Below are 17,176 nucleotides of genomic sequence, written 5' to 3'. Positions count from 1 at the left end.
AGCGATGACGGCAGCAGCCTCGGCACAGAACCCAAGGGCAATAAAAAAGGGGCGATCAAATCGCCCCTTTCTTGTGTGTCACCTACTGCCTGTCAGCCGCGACGACGCAACGCGTCGATACGCTCTTCCAGCGGCGGGTGGCTCATGAACAGGCGAGCCATGCCCTGCTTGATACCGCCGTTGATACCAAACGCCGTCAGGCTGTCCGGCATATGCACCGGCAGGCCCTGTTCGGAGCGCAGGTGTTGCAGCGCTGCGATCATCGCCCCGGTACCGGCCAGGCGGGCACCGGCTTCGTCTGCACGGAATTCCCGTTTGCGCGAGAACCACATAGTGATCGCGCTGGCCAGGAAGCCCAGTACCAACTCAGCGAAGATGGTCGCCACGTAGTAGGCAATACCGCGACCTTCCTCGTTCTTGAAGATCACCTTGTCGACAAAGTTGCCGATGATCCGCGCAAAGAACATCACGAAGGTGTTGACCACACCCTGCACCAGCGCCAGGGTGACCATGTCACCGTTGGCGACGTGGCCGATCTCGTGGGCCAGTACTGCCTTCACTTCATCGTAGGAGAAGCGTTCCAGCATGCCCTGGCTGACGGCAACGAGTGCGTCGTTCTTGTTCCAGCCGGTGGCAAAGGCGTTCGCCTCGTAGGCCGGGAAGATCCCGACTTCGGGCATCTTGATCCCGGCTTCGCGGGACAGTTGCTCGACGGTCTGCAGCAACCATTGCTCATGCCGGGTACGGGGTTGGGTGATCACCTGGGTGCTGGTGCTCATCTTCGCCATCCACTTGGAGATGAACAGCGAGAACAGCGAACCGGCAAAACCAAAGACCGCACAGAAGACCAGCAGCTGATTGAGGTTCAGATCGACCCCGTTGGCCGCCATGAACCCGTTGAAGCCGAAAAGGCTCAGGGTGATGCTGGCAATCAGCACGACCGCCAGGTTAGTGGCCAAGAACAGCAGGATGCGCATCATGGTTGTAGAGTTCTCCTCATGCTTAATATGTCGCGTACTGCGGGGTATATAAGGTGCGGCCTGAGGCTATTCAACCGGGCGACTATTTCAAACTGTGTCCTACAGCCTGAACGTAGAGCCTTGAAGGGTTTTTCCGATCTGGAAAGCAGGCCATGATCACCGTATTCGTGCCTTGTCGTCCCGTAATTATAGGGGGCTGACCGATCCGTGGTGTGCCGCGATAAGGAGGAGGCTAGGCAGGGCAGAGAAGTGTTGCCAGATAATCGCTGTGCGACCGACTGACGATCGCACAGCGCCATAGTCGTTACTGGCGATAGGACTTGAGGAAGTTGCCGATGCGACCAATGGCCATGTCCAGGTCATCCACGCGCGGCAAGGTCACCACACGGAAGTGATCCGGCCACGGCCAGTTGAACGCAGTCCCTTGCACCACCAGCAGTTTTTCCGACAGCAGCAGGTCGAGCACGAACTTCTCGTCGTTGAGGATCGGGCAAACCTTCGGGTCGATACGTGGGAAGGCATACAGCGCGCCCATGGGCTTCACGCAGCTCACGCCCGGGATGGCGTTGAGCAGTTCCCAGGTGCGGTTGCGCTGCTCCAGCAAACGGCCTTGAGGCAATACCAGGTCATTGATGCTCTGGTAGCCGCCGAGGGCGGTCTGGATGGCGTGCTGGCTCGGCACGTTGGCGCACAGGCGCATGTTGGCCAGCATGTCGATGCCTTCGATATAGCTCTGGGCGTTGTGCTTGGGGCCGGAGATGGCGATCCAGCCGGAGCGGAAACCCGCCACGCGGTACGACTTGGACAGGCCGTTGAAGGTCAGGCACAGCAGGTCAGGCGCCAGTGAGGCGGTGCACACGTGCACGGCGTCATCGTAGAGGATCTTGTCGTAGATCTCGTCGGAGAACACCACCAGGTTGTGCTGGCGGGCCAGTTCGAGCATGCCCAGCAACACTTCCTTGGAATACACCGCGCCAGTCGGGTTGTTCGGGTTGATGATCACCAGGGCCTTGGTGTTCGGAGTGATCTTGGCCTTGATGTCGGCCAGGTCCGGGAACCAGTCGGCGCCTTCGTCACACAGGTAGTGCACCGGGTGGCCACCGGCCAGGGTCACGGCAGCGGTCCACAGCGGGTAGTCGGGGGCCGGCACCAGCACTTCGTCGCCATTGTTGAGCAGGGCCTGCATGGACATCACGATCAGCTCGGACACGCCGTTGCCGAGGTAGATGTCCTCGATGCCAACGCCTTCCACCTGCTTTTGCTGGTAGTACTGCATCACCGCCTTGCGCGCGCTGAACAGGCCCTTGGAGTCACTGTAGCCCTGGGCGGTCGGCAGGTTGCGGATCACGTCCTGGAGGATTTCGTCCGGCGCTTCGAAACCAAAAGGCGCCGGGTTGCCAATGTTCAGCTTGAGGATGCGATGGCCTTCCTCTTCCAGGCGTTTGGCGTGCTTGAGCACTGGGCCGCGAATGTCGTAGCAGACGTTGGCGAGCTTGTTCGATTTGCTGACCTGCATGGCGATGTGATCCTGAAAATGAACGATCCAGACGGTGTGGACACGACCGTACTGCGAATCCTGCGAGGCCCGCACCCATAAATACGTTTGAATGCCGGTAGCGCGGGTGCCAGACTGGCGTTTTGAAGAGGCGCAATCATACGTGCCGCCTGATCCATGGAAAAGACACAGATCAGGGTTTTTCAGTTGCCGAGGTGTACCGATGGAAAAGTTGGATAAAACGCTGGAGGAATGGCGGGAAATGCTCGACCCCGCTCAATATCAGGTCTGCCGGCTCAAAGGCACCGAGCGCCCGTTTTCCGGCAAGTACAACGCCACCACCACAGACGGCGTGTACCACTGCATTTGCTGCAACGAGCCGTTGTTCGACTCCAAGACCAAATTCGATGCCGGTTGCGGCTGGCCGAGCTTCTACGAGCCGATTGCCCAGAGTGCGATGATCGAGATCCGTGACGTCAGTCACGGCATGATCCGCACCGAAGTCACCTGCGCCAAGTGCGATGCGCACCTGGGGCATGTGTTCCCGGACGGCCCGCCGCCGACCGGTCTGCGTTACTGCATCAACTCGGTGTGCCTGGACCTGGTCCCGCGCTGATTGATTATCCCCGTAGGAGCCCGGCTTGCCGGCGATGGCGATCTCACGGACGCCATCGCCGGCAAGCCGGGCTCCTACAGGGGATGATGATGGGGTATCAATGCAGTCAATTAAATTGCACACAATTGAATTGCTTGCTATGGTTACCCCACTTCTCTCTATCGAGGCATTGCCATGAGCAACAACCTGCTGAGCATCCCGTGCACCACCATCAAGGGTGAGCAAAAGACCTTGGCCGATTTCGCCGGCAAGGCCATCCTGGTGGTCAACACCGCCAGCAAGTGTGGCTTCACCCCGCAATACAAGGGCCTTGAGCAACTGTGGCAGCAATACAAGGATCAGGGCCTGGTGGTGCTGGGCTTTCCCTGCAACCAGTTCGGCAAGCAGGAGCCGGGTAACGAAGGGGCCATTTCCGAATTCTGCGAGCTGAACTTCGGCGTCAGCTTCCCGCTGTTCAAGAAGATCGACGTGAATGGCAGCGAGGCCCATCCGCTGTTCGTGCAACTCAAGAAGCAGGCGCCGGGGTTGCTGGGTTCCAAGGGCATCAAGTGGAACTTCACCAAGTTCCTGATCGGTCGCGACGGGCAGGTGGTCAAGCGCTTTGCCCCGACCACCAAGCCCCAGGACCTGACCCAAGAGATCGAAGCCCTACTCAAATGACCTCCGCCCCGACTGTGTCCCTCGCCCTGGACGACCAGCTGTGCTTCAAGCTCTATGCCGCTTCACGGGCGGTGACCCGCGCCTACAAGCCGATGCTGGATGAGCTGGGCCTGACCTACCCGCAATACGTGGCAATGCTGGTGTTGTGGGAATGGCATGCCAAAAAGCCCGCGCAGCCTACGGTCAAGGCGCTGGGTGAGCGGCTGATGCTCGACTCCGGCACCCTGACGCCTTTGCTCAAGCGTCTTGAGCAGTTGGGCTGGGTCAAGCGTCAGCGCAGTGCGTTAGATGAGCGCGAAGTGCACTTGGGGTTGAGCGAGGCGGGCGTCAGGTTGCACGACCAAGCCCATAGTCTGAAAACCCGCTTGCTCTGTGACAGTGGCGTCGACCTGAACCAGGCCGATGCCCTGCGCAATGGCCTGGATCAATTGCTGGCGCAGATCAAAGGCTTGTCGTCCTAGGCACCCAAAGGTCCAGCAACGCATTGAGTTCCTCACGGCGAAATGGCTTGGCCAGGTAATCATCCATCCCGGCCGCCCGGCAACGTTCGCGCTCTTCCGACAGCGCGTTGGCGGTCAGGGCGACAATGGGCAGGTCCGGCCAGCGTCCGCTGCGGCGGATCTGCCGGCTCGCCTCGTAGCCGTCCATCACCGGCATGTTGCAGTCCATCAACACCATGTCGAAGCGCTGCTCTTCCAGGCGCTTGAGCGCCTCGCCGCCGTGCGCCGCCACGATCACTTCGCAGCCCAGCTTACCGAGCATGCCCTTGGCCACCAGTTGATTGACCGCGTTGTCCTCCACCAGCAGGATGCGCGCCCGGTGCGCCAATGGCGGGGATTCCATCTGGATGGGGTCGAGGATCAATTGCGTATCGCTGCGCAGGTTGCGCTGCAGGATCTGGTACAGCGCATTGCGGCTCAAGGGGCGCGCCTGCTGCTGTAACGGCGCCAAGGCAGCGACTTCTTCACTCGGCATGAAGTTGCCGTAAGCGGTGACCAGCAGGATCGGGGCACTGCTGGTCGGGCGCAGGCGGAACAGGCACTCGGGGCAATCCGTGATCAGCAGGTCGGGGGGCGGGCCGCTCACATCTTCTTGGCGCGAATAGCAGCGCGGTGTCAGCCCCCAGTGGGGCAGAAGGGTGGTGAGCAGTTCCGTGAGGCCACTGTCGGCGCTGGTAATAGCGATCACCTCACCGGCCAGGGGCGCGTACCGAGCCGCCGGCAGATGGGTGGGCAGCGGCAGGTCTGCACAGAACTGGCTGCCAAAGCCCACTTCCGAGCTGATACTCAGCCGTCCCTTCATCGCCTCACACAGGTTATGCGTCAGCGCCAGGCCCAGGCCCGTACCGCCAAATTGGCGCGTGATGCCCGCACCGGCCTGGGTGAAAGGCTGGAAAATCTTGACCTGCGCTTCCTGGGCAATGCCGATGCCGGTGTCACACACTTCAATTTTCACCTGGCCGTCATGGGCGCTCAGGCGCACGTCGACGCGGCCGAAGCGGGTGAACTTCAAGGCGTTGGAAAGCAGGTTGCTGACGATCTGCCGTACGCGTGTCGGGTCACCGATAACCTGGGCGGGAAATTGCGGGTCGATCAGGCAGGTCAGCTCGACGCTCGGCGCCGCGTTCTGCGACAGCAGGTTGGCGGTGTCTTCCACCAGGGCGCCGAGGTCGAACGGAATGCGCTCGAGCTCCAGCTGGCCGGCGTCGAACTTGGACAGGTCGAGGATATCGTTGAGCAACTCCACCAGCACCTTCCCAGAATCGTGGGCGATGGACAGTTGCTGGCGCTGCTCGGCATTCAGCGGGCTGTCCAGCGACAGCGCGATCATGCCCAGCAAGCCGTTGAGGGGCGTACGGATCTCATGGCTCATGTTGGCCAGGAACGCGGCCCGCGCCTGGGCCATGCCCAAGGCGGTCATCTTGGCCGCTTCCAGCTCGTCGTTGGATTGGCTCAAGCGTTGGTTGCTGGCCTTGAGTTCCAGGGTGCGCGCCGAGACGATGTCTTCCAGTTGCCCCAGGTATTCGGTAAGGCGGTCCTCGGCGTGGCGGCGTTGCTGGATTTCGGTCTCCATGTTTTCGAATTGCTGGTTGGCGACGTTCACCAATACGCCAATCTCATCGTTTTCGTGCCCGGGCGGGCAATCCAGGTGAGCCTGTTTGCTGGTGCTCAGGGCACGGATAATGCGCACCAACGGTTGGGTCAGCATTACATAGAACAGGCCCAGCAGGATCCCGGTCAGCAGCAGGCTACGGGCAAAACCGTTGAGCAGGGTGATTTCCGCACGATGCAGGAAGCGGCTGCCAAAGGCATAGGTGTCCACATCCAGGCGCAATACGCCGAGGGAGTCGTTGGGCATATGGCTGAGGAACAGCCGGTCTTCAAAGTGACGGCTGGCGCCAAACAGGAAGTCGCTGATGGGGCGGTAGGAGCTTTCCTTGCGTGGCCGGTCAACGTCGGCGAGTACCACGCCATTGTTATCGATCAGTTGGGCGTGGGTGATCGCAGGCGAGTGCAGCAAGCCCAAGGTGAGTTCCTGGGCCAGCTCGGCGTCAATGTTGTAGGCAATACGTGAGGCGGGATTGTGGCTGATTTCGATCAGCGAACGAATTTCACGGTTGATGGATGCGTCTTCGCTGGCATAATCGATACCGATTTGGATCAGGCTGAGCAAGGTTCCCAAGACGAAACCGACCAGCACAGTCAATCTGGCTTGTTTATAAGACAAGCGGTGGGCGAACTTGATATCCATCGAGTGTTGAACCACTTCACGTTTCCCTTCGCCCGGCAAGCATAGCTGAACATCCACAGGCTCTGGCTTGGCCGGCATGAATCGTTTTTTTACGCAGCCTCATGCGGTCTGCCGCAGGGTTGCCAATACGCCATCTTTTGCAAGAACTTGCCAGAGGAATAATCGTGGATTCTCGATTGAATGCCTTTCTTGAGCGGGCCGACGCGGTACTTGCTCGCCTGGAACCCTTGTTGCCTGCGCCGCGCCAAGCCATCGACTGGAACCAGTGCCTCGCCGCCCGTTGGCAGCGCGAAGGCCGCACCGGCTTCCTGCTGCCGCTGGAAGTGAGCCTGGACATGCGTCTATCCGACCTGATCGGCGTGGACAAGCAGCGCGAGCAACTGGCCCGCAATACCCAACAATTCATCGACGGCCTGCCCGCCAACCACGCGCTGCTGTGGGGCTCGCGTGGCACCGGCAAATCATCGATGGTGCGCGCCTTGCTGGCCCAGCACGCCAAGGCCGGTCTGCGCCTGATCGAAATCGAACGCGACCACCTGGCCGACCTGCCGCGAGTGGTGGAACAGCTGATCAAGCTGCCGCAGCGTTTTATCCTGTTCTGCGACGACCTGTCATTCGAAGCGGGCGAAGGCGACTACCGCGTGCTCAAGAGCGTGCTGGACGGCTCCCTCGAGCAGGCACCGGAAAACGTATTGCTGTACGCCACCTCCAACCGTCGTCACCTGGTGCCGGAAAACCAGAGCGACAATGACAACTGGAAGCGCGTGGATGGCGAGCTGCACCCAAGCGAAGCGGTGGAAGACAAGATCGCTTTGTCTGACCGTTTTGGCCTGTGGCTGTCGTTCTACCCGTTCACCCAGGAACACTTCCTGGACGTGGTCGAGCACTGGATCGGCGAGCTGGCGAGCAAGGCCGGCCTGCAATGGCAGCGTGACGAGGCACTCGACATCCTTGCTGTGCGCTGGGCCACCGGGCGCGGCAATCGCAACGGCCGGTGTGCCTACCAATTCGCCCGTTACTGGGTGGGCCTCAAATTGCTGGAGCGTCAACCATGATCGATCTACAACGCGCCGGCACGGGCCTGGATGGCTATGCCATGTTGTGCGCGCAGTTGGAATCACTGCTGGCGGATGAGCGGGATTTCATTGCCAACAGCGCACAGTTTTCCGCGTTCCTCTTCAATCAACTGGACGACCTGAACTGGGCCGGCTTTTACCTCAATCGCAATGAAGAGTTGGTGCTCGGGCCGTTCCAGGGCCAGATCGCCTGTGTGCGTATTCCGTTCGGTCGTGGCGTGTGCGGCGCGGCGGCGGCATCGCGGCAAACCCAGCGGGTAGAGGACGTGCATGCGTTCCCTGGGCATATCGCCTGCGACAGCGCCTCTAACAGCGAGCTGGTGGTGCCGTTGGTCAAGGACGGCAAGTTGATTGGCGTCCTTGACCTGGACAGTCCGTCGTTGGCGCGCTTTACCCCTCAGGATCAAGCCGGTATCGAACAGTTGGCGGCCATTTTCCTGAAACTGACCGACTGCTGATCGATGAGGCAGGGGCTGGCCCCTGCCTTTTATTGGCTGTTGAGTTCCTGAAGCTGCAGATAGAGCATGCGTTCCAGTTCCTGCATAAGCGTTTCCAGGGACTTCACCGCGGCATCGATCATTGAACGGTCATCGCCGTTGGCACAGGCTTGCTCCAGCGCTTCGCACTGTGCGGCCAGTGTGGTCGCCTGGACGATGCGCGCGGCGCCCTTGATCTTGTGGGCCTGTTCGATGATGTCCTGTGGTGGCGCCTGTCGGGCCCGCAGGGTCACCAGCTCCTGACGATCCTGGCGACTGCTGGTCAGCAGTTCCTCCAGCAAACGCCTGCTCAAGTGCGGATCACCATCGGTCAGTGCATCCAGGCAGCCAAGGTCCAGCCGCTGGTTGGCGGGTTGCGGAACAATATGTGCCAGTTGCCGCTCCAGCGCCGTGAGGCTGATGGGTTTGAACAGGCAGTCGTTCATGCCCGCCTCAATGCAGCGCAGTTTTTCTTCCGGCTGCGCATTGGCCGTAAACCCCACTATCACGCAGGGCGTCAGCTGTTCGCGTTGCTCGTATTCACGAATCGAGCGGCTGAGTTCGTAGCCGTTCATGATGGGCATGTTGCAGTCGGCGATCACCAGGTCGAAACGGTCCTGACGCCAGGCCTGGAAGCCGGCAGCGCCGTTCTGGGCGGCTGTGAACTGATGGCCCAGGTACCCCAACTGTTGACACATGAGCAAGCGGTTGGCGGGATGGTCGTCCACCACCAACACATTGAGCACCGGGGCTTTTGTGCAGGGTTCGGGCTTGAGCTCATCGACGGCCGGTACCGGCTGCAAGCAGGTCATTTTCAAGCCAACATGCACTTGGGTGCCGACCATTGGCACGCTGTTGAGACTCAACTGCCCCCCCATCATCGAGCACAGGCTGCGGCAGATCACCAACCCCAGGCCGGCGCCGCTTCTTGCCAGATGCCCTGAGTTATCGGCTTGGGCGAAGGGCGCGAACAACCGTTGCTGGTCTTCACGGCTGATGCCTATGCCGGTGTCCTCGACCACCAGCTTCATTTCGATCTGCTGTGGCAGGTCGGTCGCGTGCACCGCGACCTTGACGCTTACCTGGCCACGTTCAGTGAACTTGATGGCGTTGCTGATCAGGTTTGAAAGCACTTGCTTGAAGCGCAAGGGGTCGATCAGCACGGCGATGTCGTCAAGCTGCGGGTTGAACTCCAGCGACAGGCTGAGGGTTTTCTGCCGGGCCAGGCCGTCGAAGACCCGCACTACGGACTCGATCACTTCTCGCAGGTTGACCCGTTCTGGCGTGAGGCTCAGTCGCCCGGATTCGATACGGGCAATGTCGAGGATATCGCCGATCAACTCCAGCAGATCCTTGGCCGAATTGTACGCCACTTCGATGGCAGGACGATCGAGATGACCCTGGTCGGCTCGCTTGAGGGTCAGTTCGAGCATGCCGATCACTGCGTTCATCGGGGTGCGGATTTCGTGGCTCATCGTCGCGAGGAAGGTGCTTTTGGCGCGGTTGGCCTCATCTGCTCGCTCCTTGGCGGCACGCAACTCATCAAACAGTTGACGCCGCTCGCTGATGTCGATCCAGCCACCAATGATACCCTGTACCTCGCCGACGGAGTCGCGATAGGGAAGGATCCAATGATAGATCGTCAGTTTTTTCCCGTGGATGTGCAGCACGCGATCAAGAATCAGCGGGTTGCCTTCGGCCACGACCCGCTGGTAATCAGCATGGTATTGCGCAGCTTCCGTTTCCAGGGCCATGTTCATCTGGATCACGCTTTTGCCGATCACGTCTTCGCGCTTGACCCCGAACACTTGCAGGTAACTGTCATTGCAGGTCTGCAGCAAGCCCTTGCGGTCGCGTACGTAGATCGGGTGCGGCGTTTCATTGACCAGCGCGCGCATGAACTCGAACTGATCGTTGAGGGCCCGCTCGGCCATTTGTCGATGCTTGATCTGGCGGCGCATATACGCGTTCCAGGTCAGGGAGATCAATAGCAGCAGCCCGGTGCCGATGACGATCTGGGCTATCAGGTGATGGTAGTTGCGCCAGTAGCTGTCGGAGGCGGCGGTATAGCCACGCCAACGGCTGTTGATCACCCCCAATTCATCCGGGGCGATGCTCAGCAGCGCCTTGTCCAGGATTGAACTCAATTCGACGGCGTGACGTGAGGTCGCCAGCGCGAAGGTGGCAGGCAGCGTGCCGATGCTGCTACTGATCTGCAGTTTGTCCTGGAACACTTGGGAGGACAGAAAGTAGTTGGCGATCACCAGCGAGTTCACGGCACCGTCGACGTGCCCTTGTGCGAGCAGCTCCGATGCCTTGAAGGTGTCGCTGGCCTCCACCTGTTGTATCTGCGGGAAGTCCCGTTGCAGGGTGTGTTCCAGTGGGTTGCCTGGGGTAATTGCCAGGCGCTTGCCTGCCATCTGCTCCAGGTTCGAGGGGGCGTTGGGCTCTTTGCGCGTCAGCAGCACGTAGGAGTTTTCGAGGTAGGGGCGACTGAAATTCAGTTGAGCCTCTCTTTCAATGCTCGGGACGATTGCGCCGATGATGTCGGCTTTGCCCGTGTTGACCTGATCGATCATCGAGTTGATTTCACGGCCGCGCTTGATCTCGAAACGCAACCCGGTGCGCAGGCGAATCAACTCCAGCAGGTCGGCGGTAATGCCACGGAAGTTGTCGTCGGCGTCGAAGAAGGTCAGTGGCGCAAAGGTCTCGTTCACGATGACGCTGACCACCGGGTGTTCCTTCAGCCAACGCTCTTCGCGGGGTGTCAGCTGCAGTTTCTTGTCGGTCAACAGGATGTCGCTGCCGGCACTCCAGCGTTTGGCGATGGTGTCCCGCTCGTTGACGGGCACGGCAGCCAGCACCGCGTCGACAATGCCCAGAAGGATGTGCTGGTCCTGGCGCATCGCAAAGCTGAAGCCGTAGGCCTCATGTTTGCCGAAGTTGGCCATGCGGATGTTCTTCAGGTAACCCTTGTTGATCATGTAATGAGTGGAAATGGTATCGCCGAGGAAAACATCCGCCTGGTCAAACGCTACTGCATTCAGGGCGTTCTGGTAGGAGGGGTAGGCACGGATGTTGGCCTGCGGGTACAGCTTTTTGACTTCGCTGATAGGCAGGTAGTGATAGACCAGACTCAAGCGAAGCCCGTCCAGCCCGTTGCTCAAGCTGCGTGTTTCCCCTTCCCGGGTCACCAGTACCGGTTGATCCACCGCGTACGGCTGCGACAGGGTGAGGTTCGGATTGGCGGCTTCAAAGCCATTCGAGGAGCCCAGCAAATCGATTTCGCCCGTTTCAAGGGCACGGATCGACGCCTCCCGGTTGGGGTAGCGCAAGACTTTTACGGGCAAGGCCAGGGCCTTGGACAGCAGCCCAGCGTAGTCGGCCGTGAGGCCTTCATAGTCTTGGCCGCTGGAGGTCAGGTCGAAGGGAGGGTAGTCCGGTGCAGCGGTGCCGAGCACCAGCTCGCGTTTGTTCTGTAACCACTGGCGCTGAGTCTTGTCCAGTTGGGTGTCCAGTTGAACGGCACCCGCGCGGCTCAATAGAGTGAAGTGTTCCGGGCCTGATTGATGGCTCGCGGGTACGGCGGTGCTGAAGCACAAGCCGACACTCAATATAATCAGATAGTCCTTTATACGGCTGGGCATCCACTTTCTCACACTAGCGCGTTTCGTTTTGCCATCTCGATAAGTTCTACCAAGGACTTGGCTTTTAGTTTTTGCATGAGTCTCTTTTTGTAAGTGCTGACAGTCTTGTTACTTAAGAACATACCTTTGGCAATTTCCTTGTTGGTTCTGCCTTGTGCAAAGAGTTGCAATACCATGAGTTCTCGGTCGTTCACTGTTTTGAAGAGTTCAAGTTCATAGCCGTCTGTACCCTCCGCACCGTTACCGCTCAATGCTTGGCTGGGGAAGTAGTTGTAACCTGATAACACGGCGCGGATGGCACTCAGCAGTTCGCTCAAGTCACCTTCCTTGCAGACGTAGCCGTCAGCGCCAGAGCGCATGCAGCGCGTTGCGAACAGCGTAGGGCATTGGGCGGTCAGGATCAGGGTCTTCATGGGCGTGTTCATTGCGTTGAATCGGCAGAGCACTTCGAGGCCGTCAAGCTTTGGAATACTGATATCCAGGATAATAAGGTCCGGCAGGCATTCCCGAACCATTTGTATCGCATCACACCCGTTGTCCGTTTCCCCGACGACTTTATAACCCTCATGTTCCAATAGCATTCGGATAGCAAGTCGAATGACGGGGTGGTCATCAATAATAAAAACTGAGTTCATGGTCATATTCCAGGCAAGTGCAAATAAAGTCGGCACATTAGCTCAGAAGCTTAAGGGGGAGCATGAGCCAGAAGGGGAGCGGATATAAAACAGGAAAAATCCTACGCCAAAAAAGGTATTGGCCTACTGGCTGATAAGGCATAGTGAAGCGAGATGTAAATATTTGAGAAATGTTAGGCGCGTTAAGTACGCTAGAAAGGTGGTGCCGCTCGTAAGGGAATTCTTCGTGGAGCGACGGTGTTTAATTTCCTACATTTTGGCTGTGGGCAATCGGCTGACCAACGCTATAAGTTCATCTTTGTTCAATGGCTTCGATAAGTAACCGAGCAGCGGCAAGTTCCGTTTCTGAGCTTGATTGTCAAGGTTTGAAAGCTCTGTTGCGGGCAGCCCGCTGAGGAGGATGGCGGCATGGATGAATTGGCGGCGGCCGGCGATTTCGATCAGCTCAAGACCTGGCAGGTCGGGCAGGCATTGATCGCACAACATGAGGTCGAAAGGCGTGTCTGCCTGGGTCATCAGGCGTATCGCTTGCTCGGCATTTTCCGCAAGCGTCAGGTTGTCGAAGCCGAAGCTGTTGAGCAGGCATCGGGTGGCGAGAAGCTGAAAGGGATGATCCTCCACCAGCAGGATACTCAGAAGGTGTCTTGGCATAAGGAGCACACGTAGGGGTCAAGCTTTGATAGCGTGACGTAGGAATAATCGTCATGTCCGCTAAAAGCGTGCGTGATTATTCTTCGGGTACTTGTACGAATTCGATCAGGCTGCTCTGTTCCCTTCGTAGGCCAATTCCTTTCAGGCAACAGGCAGCTCGATCGAAGCGGTTATTGAGGGCTGGAGCGCCCGGTCATCTCCCGCGCCATTTCGGTGGCGTAGCTGTCGGTCATGCCGGCGATGAAGTCGATCATACGCAGGAATGACGCATGCAACGGCCACGCCGGATTTGGCGCGCTATTGCCCAGCAGATCGAGGATACGGCGGTTCTTGAAGGAAGGCGTGCGCCCGCCATGCTGCTCCAGTGCTGCCCCGCAAAAAGCGTTCAGCAGGATCTCCAGGGTGGTGTAGGCGCCGATCTCATGCAGCGTCTTGCGTTTGTCCTGGAAGATCTTCTTGCGGGCCATGTCCTTGGCGTCCAGCACGCAGCGTTTGGCAGGACCATGCATGTGCTCCACCAGGTCGCCCGGCAGCGTGCCGGCCAACAGCGCGTCCTGCTGTTCGACAAACGCCCTGGCCGCCGCGTTGGTCAGGTGCTCGATGGCCTTGCCGCGCAAGATCGCCAGCTTGCGTCGACGAGAGTCTTGCGCGCCCAGTTGTCGATAGGTCTGGGGCAGGTCATCGCCGACCAGGTCGAGCAGCAACGACTCGACCTCGGCGTAGTCCAGCAACTCCATTTCCAGGCCGTCTTCTAGATCGATCAGGGCGTAGCAGATGTCGTCGGCCGCTTCCATCAGGTACACCAGCGGGTGCCGGGCCCAGCGCTGTTCTTCCAGCTGTGGCAGGCCGAGTTTATGTGCGATCTGCTCAAGGATCGGCAACTCGCTCTGGTAGCAGCCGAACTTATGCTTCTTGTAGCCCAGGGAGTCGGCGTGGCGAGCGGTCCAGGGATACTTCAGGTAGGTACCCAGCGTGGCGTAGGTCAGCCGCGTACCCCCGTCGAACTGGTGATATTCAAGCTGGGTCAGCACGCGAAAACCCTGGGCATTGCCTTCGAAATTGAGGAAGTCATTGCGCTCGGCGCTGCTCATGTCATCCAGCCAGCCGCGCCCGGCCGCCTGCTGGAACCAGTGGCGGATGGCATCTTCGCCGGAATGCCCGAACGGCGGGTTGCCGATGTCGTGGGCCAGGCAGGCCGACTGCACCACCATGCCCAGGTCGCTCGGGTCACACCAGTCGGGCAGGGCACTGCGCAGGGTTTCGCCGACGCGCATGCCCAAGGAACGCCCCACGCAACTGACTTCCAGGGAGTGGGTCAGCCGCGTGTGGATATGGTCATTGCTGGACACCGGGTGCACTTGGGTCTTGCGGCCCAGGCGGCGGAACGCACCCGAGAAAATGATGCGGTCATGGTCCTTGTGAAACGGGCTGCGGCCCAGTTCTTCCGGACTGTGCAGGGTTTTACCTAGGCGTTCGCGGGTAAGCAGGGTGGGCCAATCCAAGGCGGGTACTCTCCGTGCGGTGAATGACACCGCCCAGCTTCCCGGTTCCGCCCTGGCGGGGCAAGCGAAAATCTACAGCCCGGCCGCGTCGATATCGATTAACAGCAAACGCTGACCGTTATCGAAGAATTGTCCTGCGGTCAGGCAGTAGCTGTTAGTGGTGGCGTCTCGATAGGTCGACGACAGGGTCAGGCGCCGTTCCTCCCAGCCTTCCGCGAGCAGGTGATAGAAGTACGGGCGCCACGACCAGTTGTGGCCCAGGTAGCGGCTGTCGGCCTGCCAGGCATCCTGGCGCCATTCGAAGTTGGGCGTCAGTTGGGTGCCATGCCGGTCGCATTGGTAAAAGCGCAGCAGCCAGGGAAAGTTCGGCAATTGGGGCAGCTGAGCCAGAGGGGCCTGGCCCTGTGCCCAGGCCTGCAGGATTTTCATCAGCTCGGCCAACTGCAGGCGCAACTGCATCACGCGCCCCCGCTCTGCAAGCTTCTGCTGGACGTAGGCGGTACGCAGTTGCGCGAAGCGCGGCACAAAGGCGTCGGCATCGAACCAGTCCAGCTGTGCCTGGGCGAACAGGTAACCCTGCACATAGCGCGAGCCGCATTCCAGGGCGAAACTCAACTGCGCCTCGGTTTCTACGCCTTCGGCGATGATCCAGCAGCCGGTTTTCTCGGCCATCTGCGCCAGGGCCCGCACCACTTCACTGCTCGGCCCACCTCGGGCCGCTTCCTGGAACAGGCGCATGTCCAGCTTGAGAATGTCTGGCTGCAACGCCAGCACGCGGTCGAGTTGCGAATAACCTGCGCCAAAGTCATCGATGGCGATGCGCGCGCCGGCCTCGCGATAGCGTGCCACCACGTCGGCCAGGCGCTGGATGTCGCCGCCCAGCTCGGTGATCTCGAACACGATGCGCTGCGGGTCGACCCCGTGTGCCTGCACCTGCTTCAAGCTGGGCAGGGCTTGGCCAGGGCGCAGCCGGTTGATCCAGCGCGGCGAGATGTTCAGGCTCAGGAACCAGTCTTGCGGAGCCTCATGCAGGCGGCTCAAGGCATTGTCGCGGATCTGCCGGTCAAGGCGTCGCAAGGTGGCGCCTGGCGTGCGCGGGTCGGCGAACAAGGGGCCCACAGACTGCAAGCGGCCATCGGCCTGGCGCAGGCGGCCGAGCGCCTCAACACCGGCAATGCGCCCGGTGGCGGTATCGATGAACGGCTGGAAGCAGGCGAGCGGTTGCCCGTCAATCACGGGGCCTCCTTAAAAGAGTCGGCGAAAAAAGGCTCGGCCCTCAATGACGAGGGCCGAGCCGATTCTGTTTGCAAGAATGCAGCCAGCAGGGCTCAACCTTTGCGTGAACTGCCCTGCATGGCCAGTTTGATCAGCGGGATCAGACCTGCTCCGAGCCTCACCAGGCGTGTCAGGCTGCTGATACTGCCGCCCTTGGCGCCTTTGCCGGTGAAGAAACCCAGCAGGGTGACCGCAGCCACGCCCCACAGCGGCGCGTGCTTGATGCCCAGGCTGTCCTGCCAGTTCTGACCCATGCTGCGCACCTTGGTCAGGGGCGCCACCAGTTGTTGGGACTCGTGGCGGATTTCCTGACGGTGCATTTCCATGCGCAGACGGATCAACGCCTTGCGCATTTCCCGTCGTGAAGTGTTCTGTGGCATTTCAGTCAGGCTCATGGCAGCAGGCGCTCCCGATCATTGGCCAGCTCTTCGAGAGTGGCGTGGAACGGCGTGGACTCATCGAACACCGCCGCCTTCAAGCGCACCCCGCAGAACGCGGCCGCCAGGCTATAGAACACGCAGAGGCAGATGATCCCCGTGAGCCGGTAGCCGGTGTCCCACACCAAAATCATCACCAGTGTCGACAAACCCACCAGCAACAGCAGCGCGAACACCAACGCCAGGCCGGCAAACAGCAGCAGGCTGACCGTACGTGCCTTCTGTTCCTGCAACTCGATGCCAAACAGTTCGACATGGCTGTGCAGCAAGCCCAGCACGGCCGCGCCCAGACGTCTTGAAGTAGTGCCCGTAGACGAGCCGGTTTCGCCGATAGACATGGTTAGCGCCTTGTAGCCAGCAGGCCGATCAGAAAGCCCACGCCGGCGGCAATACCCACCGACTGCCAAGGGTTGGCTTGCACGTAATCTTCGGTGGCGGTGAGGGCTGCCTGGCCGCGTTCGCGCAGGGAATCTTCGGTCTGCTGCAGGGTTTCACGGGCCTTGAGCAGGCTGTCGTGGATCTTGGTGCGCAATTCGTCGGCTTGGTCGCCGGCCAGCACTTTGGTGTCGTCCAGCAGTTTTTCGGTGTCACTGACCAGGGTTTGAAAATCCGCCAGCAGTATTTCTTGAGCAGTTTTTGCAGTTTTTCTGGCCATGGTTATCTCCGTGATTGGCTGATCTGTGTGTCTGGGTCTGTGCGACTGTTTGCTACGTGTGTTTTCGAGTCACCGGTATCGGTGAAGGTTCAGTGCAATTGTCTGGTACAGCTTTTGCTTTGCCTTGGTGCGCACGCCTCGGGGCCTGCGCTGAATCTGGGCGGAATGAGGCAATGCCTTCAAAAACCTTACCCTAAATAACTGAAACTCGCGGAAAAACCCTGTCGGCAACGGCCTATTGAGTTGATCGCTGCGCTAAAGCGGTTCACGCCCTCTGAAGAGGGGTGGGGCCGCAGGTGCCAATTTAGTGCGTGCAACCC

At 59.8% G+C, this 17,176-nt stretch carries 16 protein-coding genes; 5 read left to right on the top strand and 11 right to left on the bottom strand.

Annotated features, from left to right (window positions below; translation table 11 throughout):
* Positions 1-92 precede the first annotated feature (92 nt).
* Positions 93-980 carry a protease HtpX gene (htpX, locus tag HX792_RS22980; protein WP_176998241.1) on the bottom strand — a complete coding sequence of 296 codons (888 nt, stop codon included), beginning with the start codon at positions 978-980 and terminating at the stop codon, positions 93-95.
* Between the two features lie 304 nt (positions 981-1,284).
* On the bottom strand, positions 1,285-2,496 hold the full coding sequence (locus HX792_RS22975) for a pyridoxal phosphate-dependent aminotransferase (protein WP_016978462.1): 1,212 nt from the start codon (positions 2,494-2,496) through the stop codon (positions 1,285-1,287).
* 202 nt (positions 2,497-2,698) lie between these two features.
* Here HX792_RS22975 and msrB point away from each other — a divergent pair, with 202 nt between their 5' ends.
* From msrB to HX792_RS22960, 3 genes are all read left to right on the top strand, one after another.
* Positions 2,699-3,091, top strand: coding sequence for a peptide-methionine (R)-S-oxide reductase MsrB (gene msrB / locus HX792_RS22970; RefSeq protein WP_176998240.1), 393 nt, complete (start codon positions 2,699-2,701; stop codon positions 3,089-3,091).
* Between the two features lie 174 nt (positions 3,092-3,265).
* On the top strand, positions 3,266-3,751 hold the full coding sequence (locus tag HX792_RS22965; protein ID WP_176998239.1) for a glutathione peroxidase: 486 nt from the start codon (positions 3,266-3,268) through the stop codon (positions 3,749-3,751).
* Entirely contained in the window at positions 3,748-4,212 is a 465-nt protein-coding gene (locus tag HX792_RS22960; protein WP_176998238.1) for a MarR family winged helix-turn-helix transcriptional regulator, read from the top strand. Before HX792_RS22965 ends, HX792_RS22960 begins: the two co-directional genes overlap by 4 nt.
* On the opposite strand, the gene HX792_RS22955 is transcribed toward HX792_RS22960, so the two are convergent.
* Positions 4,193-6,502, bottom strand: coding sequence for a response regulator (locus HX792_RS22955; protein ID WP_176998237.1), 2,310 nt, complete (start codon positions 6,500-6,502; stop codon positions 4,193-4,195). The two genes, HX792_RS22960 and HX792_RS22955, sit on opposite strands and share 20 nt — an antisense overlap.
* Before the next feature lie 164 nt (positions 6,503-6,666).
* On the opposite strand from HX792_RS22955, the gene HX792_RS22950 reads away from it, so the two are divergent.
* Together HX792_RS22950 and HX792_RS22945 are read left to right on the top strand one after the other, a co-directional pair.
* Positions 6,667-7,557, top strand: a complete 891-nt coding sequence (locus HX792_RS22950) for an ATP-binding protein (protein WP_176998236.1) — start codon at positions 6,667-6,669, stop codon at positions 7,555-7,557.
* Positions 7,554-8,036: a GAF domain-containing protein gene (locus HX792_RS22945; protein WP_176998235.1), complete on the top strand. Its 483-nt coding sequence runs from the start codon at positions 7,554-7,556 to the stop codon at positions 8,034-8,036. Before HX792_RS22950 ends, HX792_RS22945 begins: the two co-directional genes overlap by 4 nt.
* A 29-nt stretch (positions 8,037-8,065) precedes the next feature.
* Here HX792_RS22945 and HX792_RS22940 read toward each other — a convergent pair whose 3' ends face one another.
* The 8 genes from HX792_RS22940 to HX792_RS22905 form a co-directional block, all read right to left on the bottom strand.
* The gene (locus tag HX792_RS22940; RefSeq protein ID WP_176998234.1) at positions 8,066-11,701 is read right to left on the bottom strand and encodes a transporter substrate-binding domain-containing protein; all 3,636 of its coding nucleotides are present in this window, start codon (positions 11,699-11,701) and stop codon (positions 8,066-8,068) included.
* Between the two features lie 8 nt (positions 11,702-11,709).
* Complete coding sequence (locus HX792_RS22935; RefSeq protein ID WP_176998233.1) at positions 11,710-12,336, bottom strand: response regulator transcription factor; 627 nt, start codon at positions 12,334-12,336, stop codon at positions 11,710-11,712.
* A 249-nt stretch (positions 12,337-12,585) separates the two neighbouring features.
* Entirely contained in the window at positions 12,586-12,987 is a 402-nt protein-coding gene (locus HX792_RS22930) for a response regulator (protein WP_176998232.1), read from the bottom strand.
* Positions 12,988-13,157: 170 nt separating this feature from the next.
* On the bottom strand, positions 13,158-14,489 hold the full coding sequence (locus tag HX792_RS22925) for a deoxyguanosinetriphosphate triphosphohydrolase (RefSeq protein WP_176998231.1): 1,332 nt from the start codon (positions 14,487-14,489) through the stop codon (positions 13,158-13,160).
* Between the two features lie 72 nt (positions 14,490-14,561).
* A complete protein-coding gene (locus HX792_RS22920) occupies positions 14,562-15,725 on the bottom strand; it encodes an EAL domain-containing protein (protein WP_176998230.1) in 1,164 nt (387 codons plus the stop codon).
* Between the two features lie 92 nt (positions 15,726-15,817).
* On the bottom strand, positions 15,818-16,159 hold the full coding sequence (locus HX792_RS22915; protein WP_176998229.1) for a hypothetical protein: 342 nt from the start codon (positions 16,157-16,159) through the stop codon (positions 15,818-15,820).
* Complete coding sequence (locus tag HX792_RS22910; RefSeq protein WP_012723020.1) at positions 16,156-16,539, bottom strand: phage holin family protein; 384 nt, start codon at positions 16,537-16,539, stop codon at positions 16,156-16,158. The genes HX792_RS22915 and HX792_RS22910 overlap by 4 nt, the downstream gene beginning before the upstream one ends.
* Positions 16,540-16,541: 2 nt before the next feature.
* A complete protein-coding gene (locus HX792_RS22905) occupies positions 16,542-16,856 on the bottom strand; it encodes a YqjD family protein (protein ID WP_176998228.1) in 315 nt (104 codons plus the stop codon).
* Between the last annotated feature and the right edge of the window lie 320 nt (positions 16,857-17,176).

Origin of the sequence: Pseudomonas sp. B6002, assembly GCF_013385985.1 — a bacterium.
Taxonomy (GTDB): domain Bacteria; phylum Pseudomonadota; class Gammaproteobacteria; order Pseudomonadales; family Pseudomonadaceae; genus Aquipseudomonas.
This window is presented reverse-complemented; position numbering and strand designations above follow the sequence as displayed.

Excerpts from the sequence above, each read along its gene's own strand:
- HX792_RS22935 (WP_176998233.1), bottom strand. The coding sequence starts at position 12,336 with ATGAACTCAGTTTTTATTATTGATGACCACCCCGTCATTCGACTTGCT.
- HX792_RS22940 (WP_176998234.1), bottom strand. The coding sequence starts at position 11,701 with ATGCCCAGCCGTATAAAGGACTATCTGATTATATTGAGTGTCGGCTTG.
- HX792_RS22930 (WP_176998232.1), bottom strand. The coding sequence starts at position 12,987 with ATGCCAAGACACCTTCTGAGTATCCTGCTGGTGGAGGATCATCCCTTT.
- HX792_RS22960 (WP_176998238.1), top strand. The coding sequence starts at position 3,748 with ATGACCTCCGCCCCGACTGTGTCCCTCGCCCTGGACGACCAGCTGTGC.
- msrB (WP_176998240.1), top strand. The coding sequence starts at position 2,699 with ATGGAAAAGTTGGATAAAACGCTGGAGGAATGGCGGGAAATGCTCGAC.
- HX792_RS22945 (WP_176998235.1), top strand. The coding sequence starts at position 7,554 with ATGATCGATCTACAACGCGCCGGCACGGGCCTGGATGGCTATGCCATG.
- HX792_RS22910 (WP_012723020.1), bottom strand. The coding sequence starts at position 16,539 with ATGTCTATCGGCGAAACCGGCTCGTCTACGGGCACTACTTCAAGACGT.
- HX792_RS22915 (WP_176998229.1), bottom strand. The coding sequence starts at position 16,159 with ATGAGCCTGACTGAAATGCCACAGAACACTTCACGACGGGAAATGCGC.
- HX792_RS22905 (WP_176998228.1), bottom strand. The coding sequence starts at position 16,856 with ATGGCCAGAAAAACTGCAAAAACTGCTCAAGAAATACTGCTGGCGGAT.
- HX792_RS22975 (WP_016978462.1), bottom strand. The coding sequence starts at position 2,496 with ATGCAGGTCAGCAAATCGAACAAGCTCGCCAACGTCTGCTACGACATT.
- HX792_RS22965 (WP_176998239.1), top strand. The coding sequence starts at position 3,266 with ATGAGCAACAACCTGCTGAGCATCCCGTGCACCACCATCAAGGGTGAG.
- htpX (WP_176998241.1), bottom strand. The coding sequence starts at position 980 with ATGATGCGCATCCTGCTGTTCTTGGCCACTAACCTGGCGGTCGTGCTG.
- HX792_RS22955 (WP_176998237.1), bottom strand. The coding sequence starts at position 6,502 with ATGGATATCAAGTTCGCCCACCGCTTGTCTTATAAACAAGCCAGATTG.